We start from the raw sequence: 16430 nt of genomic DNA on the forward strand, positions 1-16430 counted from the left end.
GCCGGTGCCGGTGGGGCGGCGGGCCGCCGGGTCAGTCGTCCTCGCCGAAGCGGTTGCCGATCAGCTCCTGGAGCGCGGCGATCACCGCGTCGGCATCGTCGCCCACCGCCTCGACCATGATCGAGGTGCCGGGCGCGGCGGCCAGCATCATCAGCCCCATGATCGAGTCGCCGCCGACCGTCTGGCCGCAGCGGGTGACGAACACCTCGGCCCGGAACCGCTCGACCGTCTGCACGAATTTCGCCGAGGCGCGCGCATGCAAGCCCTTTTGGTTGACGATCGGGATGTGCCGCACCACCGCGCCCGGCCGGGGGGCGGGTTGGCCCTGGCCGGTGTCGTCGTCGGTGCGGAGGTCGTCGCTCATCGCCGTTCACTTCCCGGCCAGGACCCGGCTGGCGATGGTGATGTATTTGCGGCCGGATTCTTGGGCCGCGGCGACCGATTCGGCGAGCGGGCACTCGCTGCGGATCTTTGCCAGCTTCACCAGCATCGGCAGGTTGATGCCGGCCAGCACCTCGACGTTCGGTAGGCTCATCACCGAGATCGCCAGGTTCGACGGGGTGCCGCCGAACATGTCGGTGAGGATCGCCACGCCGTCGCCGGTGTCGACCCGGCCGACCGCGTCGATGATCTCCTTGCGACGCAGCTCGACATTGTCGCTCGGATCGATCGTCACGGTTTCGATCTGGCTCTGCGGGCCCACCACATGCTCCAGCGCGGCACGGAACTCGACGGCGAGCCGACCGTGGGTGACGAGGACGAGGCCGATCATGGGAACACCTCGCGGCGCGTGTGCGGCGCCGCACGAAAGACGAAATAATCATGACAGTCCGGGACGCGAGCGCAAGACCCTTCGCCCCGATGCCGCGCGGGAGTCATGCCGGCACGGTTCGGCGGCCCGCGCGGCCGCCGCCCTCCGAGGCGCGAGCCCGAACGGGCCCGACCGGCCGTGAGGCTGCGCCATTGCCGCCACGAAACCCGCGCCGACGTCGGATCCTCTCAGAACATGCCACAAAAACAAGTCGTTGATTGTTATTATGCAGCCGTGACCGTTGCGTGAAGGGCATGCGACGCGCCGTCTCAGGGGATGGGAGGCTCCGCGAGCGCCGACAGGACGCCGGGAAGGGGGTCGTGCCCCGGGTGTACTCCGAGCCGGCGGAGTTGGATACCCAGGATCGTCGCCACCCGCCCGGCGGGCTCCGGCAGCCGTTCGGCGTCGGCCGTCGCGAGGTCGACGACGAGGCCGACCACCGCCACCGGCTCGTACGGCAGCGTGCGGATGCCGAGGCCGCGCACCTCGATCAGCCCGGCGAGCGGGTCGGCCGGGGCGGCGAGCAGCCGCCCGCCGGCGACGGCGATCGCGGTGCGGTCGTCGGCCACCAGACGGACGAACGGCAGCCCCGGCGTCGCCTCCAGAAGCCGCAGCGCCAGCGTCGATTTTCCTGCGCCCGCGGCGCCGCGGATCAGCACCGCCCGCCGCCCGACCAGAACCGTGGTCGCGTGGATGGTGGGGGTCATGCCGGGCTCCACCGAACGAGATGGACCGGTGCGCTCGGGGGCGTGTCACACTGCTTTGCTTCACCTCTTCCCGCGAGCGGGCCATGGGATGCACACAAGAGCAAAAAGTGCGGTATTTCGATGAGAAAGGTGGCGCTCGCCGAGAACTCCGCCGTCATCGCCGGGCTTCGACCCGGCGATCCATCGCATTGAATTAAAAAATGTTTTTCGATTCTTGATGGATGCGCGGGTCGAGCCCGCGCATGACGGACGCATGAAGTCGAGGCGATGTGCACACCTCCTGGCGCGAGCGGGAAGAGGTCGGAGTCCGAGCACGAGCGCGGGCTCCGGATGAGGGGGATTCGCCTTCTTGCTCGGAGTTCCCGCCCATCCGCCCGCCCCTCCGCCCGCCCCTCTCCTCGCCAGCGGGGAGAGGGAGCAGAGGCGTCGAGCATGGCGGGGCGCGCTGTTTTTGCCGCTCGTCCCCGCGACAGCGGGGACCCAGGTTTTTGAAAGCAGGAATTCCAGGAAGGCTGCGTTCGAAAGAGCTCGATTCCCGCTTGCGCGGGAATGAGCGGAGATTGGGGTGCTTGCCGGGATCGAGAGGGTGGGCCAGCCGTTCCGGCGGGCTCGGACACCCGCGCTCGGCGACTCGACGGTCGGGCCATGGTCGCGTCGTCGTCCGATGCCGAGATCGTCCGCATCGCCCTCACATCGCCGGCAAGCGGACGACGAAGCGGGCGCCCATCACCGGGGCGGGCTCGCCCTCGCCGGGGTCGGGCCCCATGCGGTTCTCGGCCCAGATGCGACCGCCGTGCGCCTCGACGATCTGCTTGGAGATCGAAAGACCCAGCCCGGAATTCTGCCCGAACCCCTGCTCGGGCCGGTCGGTGTAGAAGCGCTGAAACACCTTTTCGAGCGCGTCCGGGCGGATGCCGGGCCCCTCGTCGTCGACGTTGATCTCCAGCTCCTTGTCGTGCCGCCGGCAGGTCACCTTCACGGTGCCGCCGTCGGGCGAGAAGGACCGCGCATTGTCGACCAGGTTGTGCACCACCTGGCCGAGCCGTGAATCGTGGCCGGCGATCTGAAAGCTGCGCGGCCCGCCGCCCTCGAAGGCGAGCTTGACCGTGACGTTCTTGCCGCGCTTCACCTCGTTGGCGATCGCCACCACGGTGGTGAGCAGGCGGCGCAGGTCGACGGTGCCGGATTCGTTCCGCTGCAGCTCGGCGTCGAGCCGGCTCGCGTCGGAGATGTCGGAGATCAGCCGGTCGAGCCGCTTGACGTCGTGCTCGATCACCGCGAGCAGCCGCGCCTGGCTGTCCGGCGATTTCGCCCGCGGCAACGTCTCCGCCGCCGAGCGCAGCGAGGTCAGCGGGTTCTTCAGCTCGTGGGCGACGTCGGCGGCAAAGCTCTCGATCGCCTCGATGCGGCTGTAGAGCGCGTTGGTCATGTCGCGCAGCGCGCCGGACAAATGGCCGATCTCGTCCTTGCGGCGGGTGAAGTCGGGGATCTCGACCCGGCTCTTGATGCGCCGGCGCACCCGCTCGGCGGCGTCGGCGAGCCGGCGCACCGGCCCGGCGATGGTGCCGGCGAGCAGCAGCGACAGCACGAACATGATGCCGGCGGCGATGAGAAAGACCTTCATGATCGCCAGCCGCTCGGCCTCGACGATCTGGTCGATCTCGCCGCCTTGGGTGGAGAGCAGCAGCGCGCCGCGCACCACCCGCGAGCGCTGGATCGGCACTGCCACCGAGACGATCACGTTGCCGCGGCTGTCGATCCGCACGACGCTCGCCTTCTGCCCGGCGAGCGCCTGGGCGACTTCCGGATAGGCGCGGCCGTTCTCCTCCGGCCCGAGCTCGCGGTAGCGCGGCAGGTCGCCGCGCCCGAGCCAGCGCCGGATCGCGGTGAAGCCGCGCTCGATCAGGCCGGGCTCCTCGGCGGTCGGCGGCGGCAGGTCGTAGCGCAGGACGTCGCCGCGGCCGATGAAGTTGCGGCTGTCCATGAACAGCACGCCCTCGCGGTCGTAGATGCGGGCGCGGATGTTGATCGGCGTCACCAGCCGGCGCAACAGCGGCGCCACCTGCTCGGGATTGAGCGGAAACTCGTAGCCGAACAAAACGTCGTCGGAGGGGCCGTAGCTCTCGCCCGCCTGCAGCTCGAGCAGGCGCTGCGGGTCGATGGTGATGGTGTCCATGTCGACGGTCGCCGAGGAGGCGATCGCGCCGGAGATGATCTCGCCCTGCACCAACAGGCTGTGGACGCGCGCGTCGATCAGGCCGGCGCGGAACTGGGTGAGATAGAGGATGCCCAGCACCAGCGCGAGCAGGCCGGCGACATTGAGGAAGACGATGCGGCGGCTGAGGCTCGAGAAGGTCAGCCCGGTGAACAGCGACCACACCGGCCACAGGAGCCGGCCGAGCCGGTTCAGCCCGAGCACGCGCGAGACCGGCACCGCGACGCGGGCGACGCCGCGGCCGACCGCCCGGCCGGCGTCGGCGATTTTTTGCCGGGTGCGCTGGTTCGCCTGCGTCAGCGGGCTCGTCCACACCCGCAGGCGCAACAGGCCGCGATGCGCGGTGCGGCGGATGCGGGCGATGCGGCGCAGCCCGCCGATGCCGATCCGCGAGCCGGCGAGCCCGGCGCCGGCGGTGCCGCCCGGCCGGCCGGCCGGCTCGGAGGCCGACGCACGGGCGTCGTCGCTCGCCGCGTCGGTGGGCGCGGCGGTGTCGGGAGGGGCTTGGTCGTCGGTCTCGGCGGTTCGATCGAGCACGGCGGTGCGTCTCGTCCGTTCTGGCGTTCGGTCGGGCCGCGCCCGGCGGTTCCCGTCGTTCCCGCTCCTCGGTGGGCGACCGTGCCCGCCGCTCCGGCCGCCGGAAACGGTCCTATTCCTTGAAGCGATAGCCGACGCCGTACAAGGTCTCGATCATGTCGAAGTCGTCGTCGGTCTGCTTGAATTTTTTCCGCAGCCGCTTGATGTGGCTGTCGATGGTGCGGTCGTCGACATACACCTGGTCGTCGTAGGCGGCGTCCATCAGGGCGTTGCGGCTCTTCACCACCCCCGGCCGTTGCGCCAGCGCCTGGAGGATCAAGAACTCGGTGACCGTGAGGGTGACCGGCTCGCCCTTCCACGTGCAGGTGTGGCGCTCCGGGTCCATCCGCAGCATGCCGCGCTCGAGCACCTTTGCCGAGTCGGTCTCCTTGATCGGAGAGCCGTCCTTCGGGCTCGCCCGCCGCAGCACCGCCTTCACCCGCTCGACCAGCAGGCGTTGCGAGAACGGCTTTCGGATGAAGTCGTCGGCGCCCATCTTCAGGCCGAACAGCTCGTCGATCTCCTCGTCCTTGGAGGTGAGGAAGATCACCGGCACGTCGGACTTCTGGCGCAGGCGGCGGAGCGTCTCCATCCCGTCCATCCGCGGCATCTTGATGTCGAGAATGGCGAGGTCGGGCATCGACGTCTTGAAGCCGTCCAGCGCCGAGGCGCCGTCCGTGTAGGTCATGATGCGATAACCTTCGGCTTCGAGCGCGATCGAAATCGAGGTGAGAATGTTCCGGTCGTCGTCGACGAGCGCGATGGTGGGCATGGGGCCTCTTCCCGTGAACGGGCAATCCCTTCGGGCCTTGAAGCCCGCAAAGCTGGGCCGAAATGTGACACCTCCCGGCCGGGCTCCGGCGGCCCGGGAGTGTCCCCCCGGCTGCCGAGTCTATCCATTCCCGGCGGCTTTCGCCATACCGGGAGCCGATTTGCGCGAATGCCGGGAGCCGGACGAAGATGCTCCCGAAATTGGACCAGGAGAGACCGCGTGACGGACATCCAACGCCCTCTGCCCGGCAGCATGCCCGGGCGGCTTCCCGAAGGTGCCGCGCCGCCCGAGGACTTCGATCCCATCACCACCGCCAAGACGCTGCTGCGCGCCACCCGCGCCGGCGCGCTCGCCACCAACGACCGCAACACCGGCCACCCGTTCGCCTCGCTGGTGAACGTCGCCACCGCCGCCGACGGCTCGCCGCTGATCCTGGTGTCCAGGCTTTCGACCCACACCGCCAATCTCGAGCGTGACGGCCGCGCCTCGGTGCTGCTCGCCGCCACCGGCAAGGGCGATCCCTTGGCGCATCCCCGCCTCACCGTGCTCGGCGACTTCGTGCGCACCGACGATCCCGACGTGCGCCGCCGCTTTCTCGCCCGCCACAGGAAGTCCGAGCTCTATGCCGGTTTTCCCGATTTCACCTTCTGGCGGATGATCGTGGTGTCGGCCCATCTCAACGGCGGGTTCGCCCGCGCCGCCGACCTCGAGGCGAAGGACGTGCTGACGAGGCTCGAGGGCGCGGCCGAGCTGGTCGCGGCCGAGGAGGACGCCGTCGCCCACATGAACGAGGATCACGCCGAGGCGGTCGGCCTCTATGCCGAAAAGCTGCTCGGCGAGGCGGAGGGCGACTGGCGGGTGACCGGCGTCGATCCCGAAGGGCTCGACCTCGCCGCCGGCGATCGGGTCGCCCGCCTCGCTTTTCCCCACCGCGTCACCGCGGCGGCGCAGCTGCGCACCGTGCTGAAGGAGTTTGCCGACCAAGCGCGGGCGGGGTGAGGGCGGGGGCCGTCCCTCGCCCGCCCGGCGCGAAGACCCTCACTCGGTGAACGGCTCGCCCGACTTTTTGGTGTTGCGGGCGCCGTCGGCGTCGCGCACCGCGCGCATGTCGATGTCGGGATACTCCACCGTCTCGGTCGGCGCCTTGGTGCCGATCTCGAGCACCAGCGCGTCGCGGTCCGAGCGGTTGACGAGGCAGTGCCCGTTCGGCACGCCCGCCTTCCAGGCCGCCGCGTCGCCGGCGCGCAGAACCGTCTCGCCGCCGTCCTCGCACAGCACCACCTCGCCTTCGAGCACATAGACGAGCTCGTCCTCGTTGGCGTGCCAGTGGCGCTGCGAGGAGGCGACACCGGGCGGCAGCCGGCACAGATTGACGCCGAACTGGGTGAGGCCGGCGGCGGGGCCGAGCCGCTTGCGGGCACGCCCCTCGACGGCGGCCCGATAGGCGGCCGGATAGCGGCTCGCCGTGTCGAGCGGCAGGGCGGCGACGTCGATCTTCGGCATGTCTTTGCGCTCCGGGGTTGGCCGCATGGGGATGCGACGAGGCGAAAAGAGACGGACGGCGGTCAGCGGGCCTGGGTTTTTCGCGCGAGGCGCTGGAGGAAGCGGGCGCCCTCCACCACCACCCGGACATGGGTGCCGGCGCCGATCGTCTCGACCGCGTCGCGCGCCTCGACCCGGAAGGTGAGGGTGCGGCCGTCGATCGCGGTCAGCTCGGCCTCCGCCTCGACCCGCATGCCGACCGGGGTCGCCGCGGTGTGGGCGACGTCGAGCTTGACGCCCAGGCTGTGGTGTCCCTCCGGCAGCGAATCCTCGACGGCGTCGAGGGCTGCGGCCTCCATCAGCCGGATCATCACCGGGGTCGCCAGCACCGCGATGGTGCCGCTGCCGATCCTCGGCGCGCTCTCGGCCTCCGTTACCGTCAGCGCCGCGTGACCCTTGGCCCCGATCACCAGGCGAGCCGTCTCGCTCATCGTCGTTCTCCCGTCGTCGTTTTCCGGCCGGGGCCGGCGCCGCCCGGACGCCGCCCGGCGGTCGCCGCGCACCATGGCGGCGGCGCCGCAGGGCCGAGAAATCGCCCGCCGGCCGGCACGGTTTAACCCCTTCTTTACCCTGCTCCGTGGAAAGTCGGTGCGAGGTCTGCGGGGGAGGTCGGGAGTCCATCGTTCCTTAACGATGGGGGGTCCGGACGCCGCCCGCGGCTTCGGGGGGTCGAGGGTGCAAGCCGGACAATCCACATGACAGGCGCGCCAGGGTACGTCAAAGGGGGTCGACGCGGGTCGCCGGACACGGCGGTCGACGCGCCTCGTCAGGCCGGCGCGTCGTTCCGGAAATGGTTCGGATCGATGGCTCCCGAATCGACGGCGACCGCCGAGGTCGTGCCGGACGGCACCGACGCGGCCGATTCGCCGGCGCCGCCGCCGCGCCGCCAGGCCGGAGCCGGAACCGGAACCGGCAATGGGGCGGGTGCGCTGCGGGCGACCCCCGACCGCGACATCGCCGCCCTGTGCGACCGCTTCGAGACCATCACCCGCCACCTCGAGCGCGTTCTCGAATCGACGCTGGAGGAGCCGGCGGAGACCGCCGCCGTGCGTCCCGCAAAAGCCCGCCGGACCATGCCCGACGCATCCTCGCTCGACCGGGTGATCGCCGAGATCGCCGAGCGTCAGCGCGCGCTCGACGGCGGCGGGCCGCCGGTGCCGAGCATGTTCGCGCCGGTGCTGCCGGCGGAGCAGGCGGACGGCGCCGAGCCGCCGCTCGACCTGTCGCGGCTCGAGGCGCAGCTCAAGGCGATCACGCTGCAGCTGGAGACCCTGCGCTCGCCCTGCCGGGCGGAGGAGCTGGTCTCGGAGTTGCGCGAAGAGCTGCGCGAGATCGGCCGGGCGGTGCACGATCAGGTGCCGCGCAACGCCTTCGAGGCGCTCGAAACCGAGGTCCGGGCGCTCGCCGAGCGGCTCGACGCCACCCGCGGTGCCGGGCCCGACGCCGCCACGCTGGCGCCGATCGAGCAGGGGCTCGCCGAGGTGCGCGAGGCGGTCGCCTCGCTCGCGCCGGTCGAGCTCGCCGGCTCGATCAACACGCTGTTCCACAAGATCGATCAGGTCTCGACCGAGGGCTTCGACCCGACCGTCGTGCAGCAGCTCGAGGAGGCGGTCGGCACGCTGCGCGGCATCGTCGCCCAGGTCGCCTCGGGCGACGTGCTGGCGGCGCTGGTGCAGGAGGTGCGCGGGCTCGCCGAGAAGGTCGAGCGCCACGTCCCGGCCGGCGAGCCGGTCGAGCCGGCGGTTTTGGCCAATCTCGAGCGGCAGATCAGCGGCATCGCGGAAACGCTCGCCCGCGGCGCGCCGGTGGCCGAGGGGCCGCCGATGGCGGTGCCCATGCCGGCGCCGCTTCCGGAGCCGCGCCCGATCGAGCCGCTGATGGCGTCGCTGGTCGAAAAGCTCGAGCGGTTCGACCTGATGGCGCCGCGCGACGACGAGGCGGTCTTCCGCCCGCTCGAGGCGCGCCTGACCGATCTCGGCGACAAGATCGAGAAGATCGTCGGCACCGATCCGGCCGCGATCGCCCAGATCGAGGAGCGGATCATCGCGCTCGCCGACAAGCTCGAGCGCCTCGAAGGTTTTTCGCGCGAGCACCCGGAGGTCGGGCCGATCGAGGGGCGGCTCGCCCAGCTGGTCGAGAAGATCGAGGCTTCCGAGTCCCGGCTCGAGATGCTGCCGGCGCTGGAGCGCGGCATGGCCGAGCTGCTCGCCCATGTCGAGGGCTTGCAGAAGGCGCGGACCGAGACGCCCTCCGTCGAGCCGGTGCTGAAGGCGCTCGCCCGCGACGTCGAGGGCATCCGTCTGACCCAGGAGGACAGCGACCGCCGGACCCGCGAATCGCTCGAGGCCGCGCACGGCACCATCGGCCGGGTGGTCGACCGGCTCGCCGCGATCGAGACCGACCTGCGCTCGGCCCGGACCTCCGAGCCGCGGACCTCCGAGGCGCGAGCGCCCGAGCCGCGGGCGCCCGAGGCGCGAGCGCCCGTTCCGCCGCCGACCGACCGCCGGCCGGCCGGCGAGCTTTTGCGCGCAAACCTCGGCGCGCCGCTGCGCCCCGACGAGGCGCCGGCCACGGCCGGTGTCGCCGGCCCGGCGCTTTCCGCCGAGGCGCGGAGCCCCGACCCGCGCACTGGAGACGCCCGCACTGGAGACGCCCGCGCCGCCGAGGCGCGGCCGGGCGACACCCGGCTGCCGCCCGACGCGCCGATCGAGCCCGGCTCCGGCCCGCCCTGGTTCCGCGGCGGCCGCAGCGCCGCAGACCGGATCGCCGCCTCGCAGGCCGCCCTCGGCTCCGCCGCGGCCGAGCCCGCCGCCGGCGCGCGCCCCAACTTCATCATGGCCGCCCGCCGCGCCGCCCAGGCGGCGAGCGAGCAGCAGGCGCAGGCCCAGGCCGCCGCCGGCATCGCGCCGGACGGCAATGCCCGCTCGCGAAAGCTGTCCGACCGGGTGAAGTCGCTGTTCGTCACCACCAGCGTCATCGTGATCGGCCTCGCGCTGCTGCCGATCGGCGTCGCCACCCTGAGCGGGTCCGGTGGCGGGTCGTCGGTGCAGGTCGCCGGCAATCGCGCGCCGCAGCCGCAGGCTCCGGCCACCGTGCCGGCGGCGACCGCCTCGGCCGACCCGGCCGCCGCGAGCGCGCCGGCGCTGGTGCCGCCGAGCGACCTCGCCGCGATCGAGCGCAAGATCGCCTCCGCCTCGCCGAGCGCCAAGGCGCTGCTCGAGCGCCATTTCGGGCGCGCCGGGCAAGCCGAGCCGACCCAGCAGGCGACCACGGCGCCGCCCGCCCCCTATCTCGACGTCACCGGCTCGCTGCCGGCGCATCCGGGCGTCGCCGCCGCGACCCCGCTCGCCGCGCCGCCCGCCGGCGCCGGCACCGACATGGACGAGGACGACGCGGCCGCCGAGGACGCCCAGGCGAACGGCAGCACGGCCGACGGCAGCGCGGCGCTGGTCACCGCCGAGCCGTGGCCCGACGCGCTGCCGCAGGGGATCTCCAGCCGCGCGCTCGCCGCCGGCGTGGTGGCACGCGATCCGGCCGCCGCCTTCGAGATCGGCATGCGCTACGCCGAGGGGCGCGGCGTGCCGGTCGACCTGCCGGCGGCCGCGAGCTGGTTCGGCCGCGCCGCCGCCCAGGGGCTCGCCCCGGCCGCGTTCCGGCTCGGCAGCCTGTACGAGAAGGGCCGCGGCGTGAAGAAGGACCTGTCCGAGGCGCGCCGGCTCTATCTGGCGGCGGCCGAGAGGGGCAACGCCAACGCCATGCACAACATCGCCGTGCTCTATGCCGAGGGAATCGACGGGCGGCCGGACTTCGCCAAGGCGGCGGAGTGGTTCGTCAAGGCGGCCCGCTACGGCGTCGCCGACAGCCAGTTCAACCTGGCGATCCTCTATGCGCGCGGGATCGGCGTCCAGGCGAACCTCGCCGAGGCCTACAAGTGGTTCGCGATCGCCGCCCAGAACGGCGACCGCGACGCCGGCCGCAAGCGCGACGAGGTGGGCGCGAAGCTCGATCAGCAGTCGCTCACCGCGGCTCGCCTCGCGGCCCAGACTTTCGTCGCGATGTCGCCGCCCGAAGGCGCGATGACGGTGAAGCCGCCGCCCGGCGGCTGGGAGGATGCGACCGCCGGCGAGGGCAAGACGAAGCCGCGCCGGGCGCCGCACGCCCAGTCGGCCCGGCTGTGACGGTTCCTCGCGGACGGCCGCGCACCCGCGCGGCCGCCGCCCGGAGACGATATTTCACTTGAGTTTGCAGGACGAGCCTGTACGCCTGCGGTGATCGCGGCGTCGTCGCCGGCGCGCGCGGGTCCCCCGCGGCCGTCCTTCGAGAACCCGACCCCGATGCCGGGGGCGGGCGGAGCGGCCGTTTCCGCTCGGGCGGTCCGGCGCAGCACGGTGACGGCGCGGCCGCGACTCCTTCGAGGCCCGGCGGCCGGGGGCCGCCTGCAACGGATCCGCCGCGCCGTGGACATCTACCTGCCGATCGCCGACCTGCCGGTCAACGTCTTCCTCGTCTTCGCGATGGGGACGGCGGTGGGCTTCATCTCCGGCATGTTCGGCATCGGCGGCGGGTTTTTGATGACGCCGCTGTTGATCTTCATCGGCGTGTCGCCGGCGGTGTCGGTCGCCACCGTGGCCGCGCACATCACCGCCTCCTCCTTCTCCGGTGCGCTGACCTACTGGCGGCGCCGCGCGATCGACCTGCCGCTCGCCTTCGTGCTGCTGATCGGCGGCCTCACCGGCACCGCGATCGGCGTCTGGCTGTTCGGCGTGCTGCGCGCGCTCGGCCAGCTCGATCTGTTCATCGCGCTCGCTTATGTCGTGCTGCTGTGCTCGGTCGGCGGGCTGATGGTCGCCGAGAGCGTGCGGGCGACGCTGCGCGCCCACCGCGATCGCAACAAGACCGTGCCGGCCCGTCCGCCCGGCGGCCACACCTGGGTGCACGGGCTGCCGCTCAAGGCGCGCTTCAAGCAGTCGCGGCTCTATGTCTCGATCCTGCCGGTGCTGGCGATCGGCGGCACCATGGGCTTTCTCGGCGCGGTGATGGGCATCGGCGGCGGCTTCATCCTGGTGCCGATGCTGATCTACATCCTGCACGTGCCGACCAATGTGGTGATCGGCACCTCGATGGTGCTCACGCTGGTGACGATGGGCGGCGCCACCATCATGCACGCGGCGACCAACCATCTGGTCGACGCGCTCCTGGCGCTGCTGCTGATGGTCGGCGGGGTGATCGGCGCGCAGTTCGGCGCCCAGGCCGGCCAGAAAATGCGGTCGGAGTGGCTGCGGCTGCTGCTCGGCCTTCTCGTGCTCGCGGTCGGGCTGCGGTTCGCCGTCAACCTGTTCGTGACGCCGGGCGAGATCTTCTCCTTCCGGGTGATGGAGGGCGGCCGATGAGCCTCGCCCGCCGTCTCCTCCTCTCGGTGCTCGTGCCGCTCGCCGCCGGGCTGGCTCTCGTGATCGCCGGTGCCGGCGAGGCGGGCGCCGCCGAGCGGCTGGTGACCTCGCTGTCGATGCACCGCGTGCTGATCAACTCGGTGTTCACCGGCACCGAGGTGGTGCTGTTCGGCGCGATCGAGCCGGACGGCACGGCCCCGCTCGAGCGGCGCCGCTACGACATCATCGCCACCGTGATCGGCCCGCGCCAAACGCTCAAGACGCTGCGCAAGGAGCGCGCGCTCGGCATCTGGCTCAACACGGAATCGCGCACCTTCATCGACGTGCCGTCCTATCTCGCCGTGCTCGGCACCCGGCCGTTCGACCAGATTCTCCCGCCCGACCGCCTGCGCCGCCAGAGAATCGGCTTCGATTACATGGTGCTGCCGCAGCAGATCGGGCCCGACATCGCCGACGTGGTGCCGGACGACGCCTTTCGCAGGGCGTTCCTGCGGCTGAAGACCGAGCGCGGCCTCTATATCGAGGACCCGGTGGCGGTGACCATGCTGTCGCCGACGCTGTTCCAGGCGTCGATCACGCTGCCGGCCGAGTCGCCGGTCGGCATCTACGAGGTCGACGTGAAGCTGTTCGCCGACGGCGCGCTGGTGACCGGCTCGCGCTCGGCCTTCGAGATCGTCAAGGTCGGCTTCGAGCGCTTCGTCGCCACCGCCGCGCAGGAGCACGGGCTGCTCTACGGCATCCTCACCGCGATGATGGCGCTCGCCACCGGCTGGCTCGCCTCGATCGTGTTTCGGCGGGATTGATCGATCGGTCCGTTGGTCTTCCGGTGGTCGAGCGATGCCTTGACACGGAGCGGTAGACCTCCAACTATGAGGATATCTATTTCTTCCCCGCCGGACCCGCCAGCAATGGCCTCCGGCGGGGTTATTGTTTGCCGGCCATTTTTCAGCACGAACCACGATTCCGGACGCGGCAGATGCCGACCGAGCCCGATCCGAAGCGAGCGATCGCGTTCTTCGACGGCCAGAACCTGTTTCACTGCGCCAAGGCGGCGTTCGGCTGCCGCTTTCCCGACTACGACCCGAAGGCGCTGGCCGAGGCCCTCTGTGCCCGGCAGGGATGGCTGTGCGCGGGCGTGCGCTTCTATACCGGCGTGCCGACTGTCGAGGACAATCCCTTCTGGAACCATTTCTGGACGGCGAAGGGTGCCAAGATGGGACGCGACGGCGTGACCGTCGTCACCCGGCCGCTGCGTTATCGGAACAAGCAGGTGCGTCTGCCGGACGGCACGGTTCACACGTTTCTCGATGGCGACGAGAAGGGGATCGACGTCCGCATCGCGCTCGACGTGATCGGTCTCGCGCACCGGAGGGAATACGACGTCGCGCTGCTGTTCTGCCGGGACCAGGATTTGTCCGAGGCCGCGGTCGAGCTGCGGGAGATCGCCCGGCAACAGGGACGATGGGTCAAGATTGCGTCGGCCTATCCGTCGAGCCCGGCGGTCAAGGTTCGAGGCATCGATCGGACGGACTGGATCCCGATCGATCGGGCGACTTACGAGGCCTGCATCGACAAGCGTGACTACCGGCCGAAGCCGCGCTGAGCCGGCCGCAACTCTTTCGCCTTCATCCCACGCAGCGTGCCGCCGGAAACGTGTAGAGCCGGCTGTCGCCGATCAGGTGGACCCGGAACGCGAGTCCGGCAAACACCGGGCGGAACGCCGGGTGGCGGACGTTCAGGCCGCCGGTGTAGGCGCCGAAGGCCGGCATCACCAGCCGGGTGCCGTCGGTGGCGAAGCAGCGCCGGGTGACGCCGCGGCCGCGCTGGACCACGCAGGCGGACGGATGCAGGTGACCGGCGATCTCGCCGGTGCCGGGCGGGCAGGCGCCGCCCGGCCGGTGGCGAAACACCAGCGGGCCGAGAAAAATCTCCTCCGCCACCGTGCCGCCGAGCGAAACGTCGGGCTCCGGATCGTGATTGCCGGCGATCCAGAGAAAATCCCGGCCGCGCCGAAGCGACGCCAGCGTCTCGCGGTCGGCCGGGCTCAGGCGGGCGGCGCCGTCGCCGTCGTGAAAGCTGTCGCCGAGCGTCATGATCGTGCGCGGGTTTTCGCGCGCGACCAGCCGCGCGAGGTTTTGCAGCGTTTGCGCGGTGTCGAACGGCGGCACCAGCTGGCCGCGCGCTGCGCAGGCGGACCCCTTTTCCAGATGCAGGTCGGCCACCACCAGCACCCGCTCGTCCGGCCACAAAAGCGCGCCCGAGAGATCGGCGAGGAGCGCCGCGCCGGCGACCTCGATCTCCGCCGCGGACACGGTGGGACGGTGCGGGCGAGGGGCGAAGCGGGTGCAGGCGGGGGTGCGCGCGTCCATCAGGTGTTCCGAATCGACGCCCGAGCCTGCGGCAAATTTTTTCGCGAGTCATGCCCCTCGGCCGAGACCGGCGGGAGGCGACACGCCGACACCCGCTGGAGCGCCCGGTGTGGTAAAAAAGCACCGTATTGCGAGTGGCGGGCGGCGGCGAGGGACCTTTCCGCCGGCGAGCCCGGCCGAACCCTTCGCGGCGCTTTGATTGCGGACCGGCCGATGCTATCTCGCCGGCCATGACCACCGCGCCCATCGACAACATCCGCAACTTCTCGATCGTCGCTCACATCGACCACGGGAAGTCGACCCTCGCCGACCGGCTGATCCAGCTCACCGGGGCGATGACGGCCCGTGAGATGCAGGGGCGCGAGCAGGTGCTCGACTCGATGGACATCGAGCGCGAGCGCGGCATCACCATCAAGGCGCAGACCGTGCGGCTCGCCTACAAGGCGAAGAACGGCGAGACCTACGTCCTCAACCTGATCGACACCCCCGGGCACGTCGACTTCGCCTACGAGGTGAACCGGTCGCTCGCCGCCTGCGAGGGCTCGCTCCTGGTGGTCGACGCCAGCCAGGGGGTGGAGGCGCAGACGCTCGCGAACGTCTACCAGGCGCTCGACAACGATCACGAGGTGGTTCCGGTCCTCAACAAGGTCGACCTGCCGGCCGCCGAGCCCGACAAGGTGAAGCAGCAGATCGAGGACGTGATCGGGCTCGACGCCTCCGACGCGCTGATGATCTCGGCCAAGACCGGGCTCGGCGTCGAGGACGTGCTGGAGGCGATCGTCGCTCGGCTGCCGCCGCCCAAGGGCGACGCCGAGGCGCCGCTCAAGGCGCTTCTGGTCGACTCTTGGTACGACGCCTATCTCGGCGTGATCGTGCTGGTGCGCATCGTCGACGGGTCGATCGAGAAGGGCCAGCGCATCCGCATGCTGGGCACCGGGGCCGACTACGAGGTCGACCGGGTCGGCGTGTTCGCGCCGAAAATGGTGGAGAAGGGCTCGCTCGGGCCCGGCGAGATCGGCTTCATCACCGCCTCGATCAAGGAGGTGGCCGACACCCGCGTCGGCGACACCATCACCGACTACCGTAAGCCGACCGCGACCCCGCTGCCCGGCTTCCGCCCGGCGATCCCGGTGGTGTTCTGCGGCCTCTTTCCGGTCGACGCCGCCCAGTTCGAGGACCTTCGCGCTGCGATGGGCAAGCTGCGGCTCAACGACGCGAGCTTCTCCTTCGAGATGGAGACCTCGGCCGCGCTCGGCTTCGGCTTCCGCTGCGGCTTTCTCGGGCTTTTGCACCTCGAGATCATCCAGGAGCGGCTCGAGCGCGAGTTCAATCTCGACCTGATCGCGACCGCGCCGAGCGTGATCTACAAGATCTTCATGACCGACGGCACCGCGATCGAGATCCACAATCCGGTCGACATGCCCGATGTCGTGAAGATCAAGGAGATCCACGAGCCGTGGATCCAGGCGACCATCATGACGCCGGACGAGTATCTCGGCGCCGTCTTGAAGCTGTGCCAGGACCGCCGCGGCGTGCAGACCGAGCTGACTTATGTCGGCAACCGCGCGATGGCGAAGTACGAGCTGCCGCTCAACGAGGTGGTGTTCGACTTCTACGATCGGCTGAAATCGGTGTCGAAGGGCTATGCCTCGTTCGACTACCACCTCACCGACTACCGCCCCGCCGACCTCGTGAAGATGTCGATCCTGGTCAATGCCGAGCCGGTCGACGCTCTGTCGATGCTGGTCCACCGCACGCGGGCCGAGGGCCGGGGGCGGGCGATGTGCGAGAAGCTGAAGGAGCTGATCCCGCCGCACATGTTCCAGGTGCCGATCCAGGCGGCGATCGGCGCAAAGATCATCGCCCGCGAAACGGTGCGCGCCTTCCGCAAGGACGTGACCGCAAAGTGCTACGGCGGCGACGTCAGCCGCAAGCGCAAGCTGCTCGACAAGCAGAAGGAGGGCAAGAAGCGCATGCGCCAGTTCGGCAAGGTCGACATCCCGCAGGAAGCCTTCATTGCCGCGCTGAAGGTGGATGTGTGAGGTGAG

At 70.8% G+C, this 16430-nt stretch carries 14 protein-coding genes; 6 read left to right on the top strand and 8 right to left on the bottom strand.

The window, feature by feature from the left end:
• Window positions 1-31: 31 nt before the first annotated feature.
• From A33M_RS06855 to A33M_RS06875, 5 genes are all read right to left on the bottom strand, one after another.
• On the bottom strand, window positions 32-364 hold the full coding sequence (locus tag A33M_RS06855) for an HPr family phosphocarrier protein (RefSeq protein ID WP_008385066.1): 333 nt from the start codon (window positions 362-364) through the stop codon (window positions 32-34).
• A gap of 6 nt (window positions 365-370) precedes the next feature.
• The gene (locus A33M_RS06860; RefSeq protein WP_008385068.1) at window positions 371-772 is read right to left on the bottom strand and encodes a PTS sugar transporter subunit IIA; all 402 of its coding nucleotides are present in this window, start codon (window positions 770-772) and stop codon (window positions 371-373) included.
• Between the two features lie 308 nt (window positions 773-1080).
• Window positions 1081-1518: an HPr kinase/phosphorylase gene (locus tag A33M_RS06865; RefSeq protein WP_008385071.1), complete on the bottom strand. Its 438-nt coding sequence runs from the start codon at window positions 1516-1518 to the stop codon at window positions 1081-1083.
• A 688-nt stretch (window positions 1519-2206) separates the two neighbouring features.
• Entirely contained in the window at window positions 2207-4270 is a 2064-nt protein-coding gene (locus A33M_RS06870; RefSeq protein WP_008385074.1) for a sensor histidine kinase, read from the bottom strand.
• A gap of 112 nt (window positions 4271-4382) precedes the next feature.
• Window positions 4383-5081, bottom strand: coding sequence for a response regulator transcription factor (locus A33M_RS06875; RefSeq protein WP_008385075.1), 699 nt, complete (start codon window positions 5079-5081; stop codon window positions 4383-4385).
• A gap of 219 nt (window positions 5082-5300) precedes the next feature.
• On the opposite strand from A33M_RS06875, the gene A33M_RS06880 reads away from it, so the two are divergent.
• Entirely contained in the window at window positions 5301-6080 is a 780-nt protein-coding gene (locus A33M_RS06880) for a HugZ family pyridoxamine 5'-phosphate oxidase (protein WP_202801811.1), read from the top strand.
• Window positions 6081-6119: 39 nt separating this feature from the next.
• Here A33M_RS06880 and A33M_RS06885 read toward each other — a convergent pair whose 3' ends face one another.
• Together A33M_RS06885 and A33M_RS06890 are read right to left on the bottom strand one after the other, a co-directional pair.
• Window positions 6120-6584, bottom strand: coding sequence for a cupin domain-containing protein (locus A33M_RS06885; protein ID WP_008385079.1), 465 nt, complete (start codon window positions 6582-6584; stop codon window positions 6120-6122).
• A gap of 62 nt (window positions 6585-6646) precedes the next feature.
• A complete protein-coding gene (locus tag A33M_RS06890) occupies window positions 6647-7054 on the bottom strand; it encodes a thioesterase family protein (RefSeq protein WP_008385081.1) in 408 nt (135 codons plus the stop codon).
• Between the two features lie 372 nt (window positions 7055-7426).
• On the opposite strand from A33M_RS06890, the gene A33M_RS06895 reads away from it, so the two are divergent.
• The 4 genes from A33M_RS06895 (at window position 7427) to A33M_RS06910 (ending at window position 13616) form a co-directional block, all read left to right on the top strand.
• On the top strand, window positions 7427-10801 hold the full coding sequence (locus tag A33M_RS06895; RefSeq protein ID WP_008385083.1) for an SEL1-like repeat protein: 3375 nt from the start codon (window positions 7427-7429) through the stop codon (window positions 10799-10801).
• Between the two features lie 279 nt (window positions 10802-11080).
• Entirely contained in the window at window positions 11081-12013 is a 933-nt protein-coding gene (locus A33M_RS06900) for a sulfite exporter TauE/SafE family protein (RefSeq protein ID WP_008385084.1), read from the top strand.
• Window positions 12010-12816, top strand: a complete 807-nt coding sequence (locus A33M_RS06905) for a TIGR02186 family protein (RefSeq protein WP_008385087.1) — start codon at window positions 12010-12012, stop codon at window positions 12814-12816. The genes A33M_RS06900 and A33M_RS06905 overlap by 4 nt, the downstream gene beginning before the upstream one ends.
• A 173-nt stretch (window positions 12817-12989) precedes the next feature.
• Window positions 12990-13616, top strand: a complete 627-nt coding sequence (locus A33M_RS06910; protein ID WP_008385089.1) for an NYN domain-containing protein — start codon at window positions 12990-12992, stop codon at window positions 13614-13616.
• Between the two features lie 22 nt (window positions 13617-13638).
• Here A33M_RS06910 and pdeM read toward each other — a convergent pair whose 3' ends face one another.
• A complete protein-coding gene (pdeM, locus tag A33M_RS06915; RefSeq protein ID WP_008385091.1) occupies window positions 13639-14382 on the bottom strand; it encodes a ligase-associated DNA damage response endonuclease PdeM in 744 nt (247 codons plus the stop codon).
• A 230-nt stretch (window positions 14383-14612) separates the two neighbouring features.
• Here pdeM and lepA point away from each other — a divergent pair, with 230 nt between their 5' ends.
• Window positions 14613-16424 carry a translation elongation factor 4 gene (gene lepA, locus A33M_RS06920; protein ID WP_008385093.1) on the top strand — a complete coding sequence of 604 codons (1812 nt, stop codon included), beginning with the start codon at window positions 14613-14615 and terminating at the stop codon, window positions 16422-16424.
• Window positions 16425-16430 lie beyond the last annotated feature (6 nt).

Source organism: Rhodovulum sp. PH10 (assembly GCF_000293785.1).
In the GTDB taxonomy this organism is placed as follows: domain Bacteria; phylum Pseudomonadota; class Alphaproteobacteria; order Rhizobiales; family Xanthobacteraceae; genus Rhodoplanes.

Coding starts and splice junctions, on each gene's coding strand:
- A33M_RS06855 (WP_008385066.1), bottom strand. CDS start 364: ATGAGCGACGACCTCCGCACCGACGACGACACCGGCCAGGGCCAACCC.
- A33M_RS06860 (WP_008385068.1), bottom strand. CDS start 772: ATGATCGGCCTCGTCCTCGTCACCCACGGTCGGCTCGCCGTCGAGTTC.
- A33M_RS06865 (WP_008385071.1), bottom strand. CDS start 1,518: ATGACCCCCACCATCCACGCGACCACGGTTCTGGTCGGGCGGCGGGCG.
- A33M_RS06875 (WP_008385075.1), bottom strand. CDS start 5,081: ATGCCCACCATCGCGCTCGTCGACGACGACCGGAACATTCTCACCTCG.
- A33M_RS06885 (WP_008385079.1), bottom strand. CDS start 6,584: ATGCCGAAGATCGACGTCGCCGCCCTGCCGCTCGACACGGCGAGCCGC.
- A33M_RS06890 (WP_008385081.1), bottom strand. CDS start 7,054: ATGAGCGAGACGGCTCGCCTGGTGATCGGGGCCAAGGGTCACGCGGCG.
- A33M_RS06895 (WP_008385083.1), top strand. CDS start 7,427: ATGGCTCCCGAATCGACGGCGACCGCCGAGGTCGTGCCGGACGGCACC.
- A33M_RS06905 (WP_008385087.1), top strand. CDS start 12,010: ATGAGCCTCGCCCGCCGTCTCCTCCTCTCGGTGCTCGTGCCGCTCGCC.
- A33M_RS06910 (WP_008385089.1), top strand. CDS start 12,990: ATGCCGACCGAGCCCGATCCGAAGCGAGCGATCGCGTTCTTCGACGGC.
- pdeM (WP_008385091.1), bottom strand. CDS start 14,382: ATGGACGCGCGCACCCCCGCCTGCACCCGCTTCGCCCCTCGCCCGCAC.
- lepA (WP_008385093.1), top strand. CDS start 14,613: ATGACCACCGCGCCCATCGACAACATCCGCAACTTCTCGATCGTCGCT.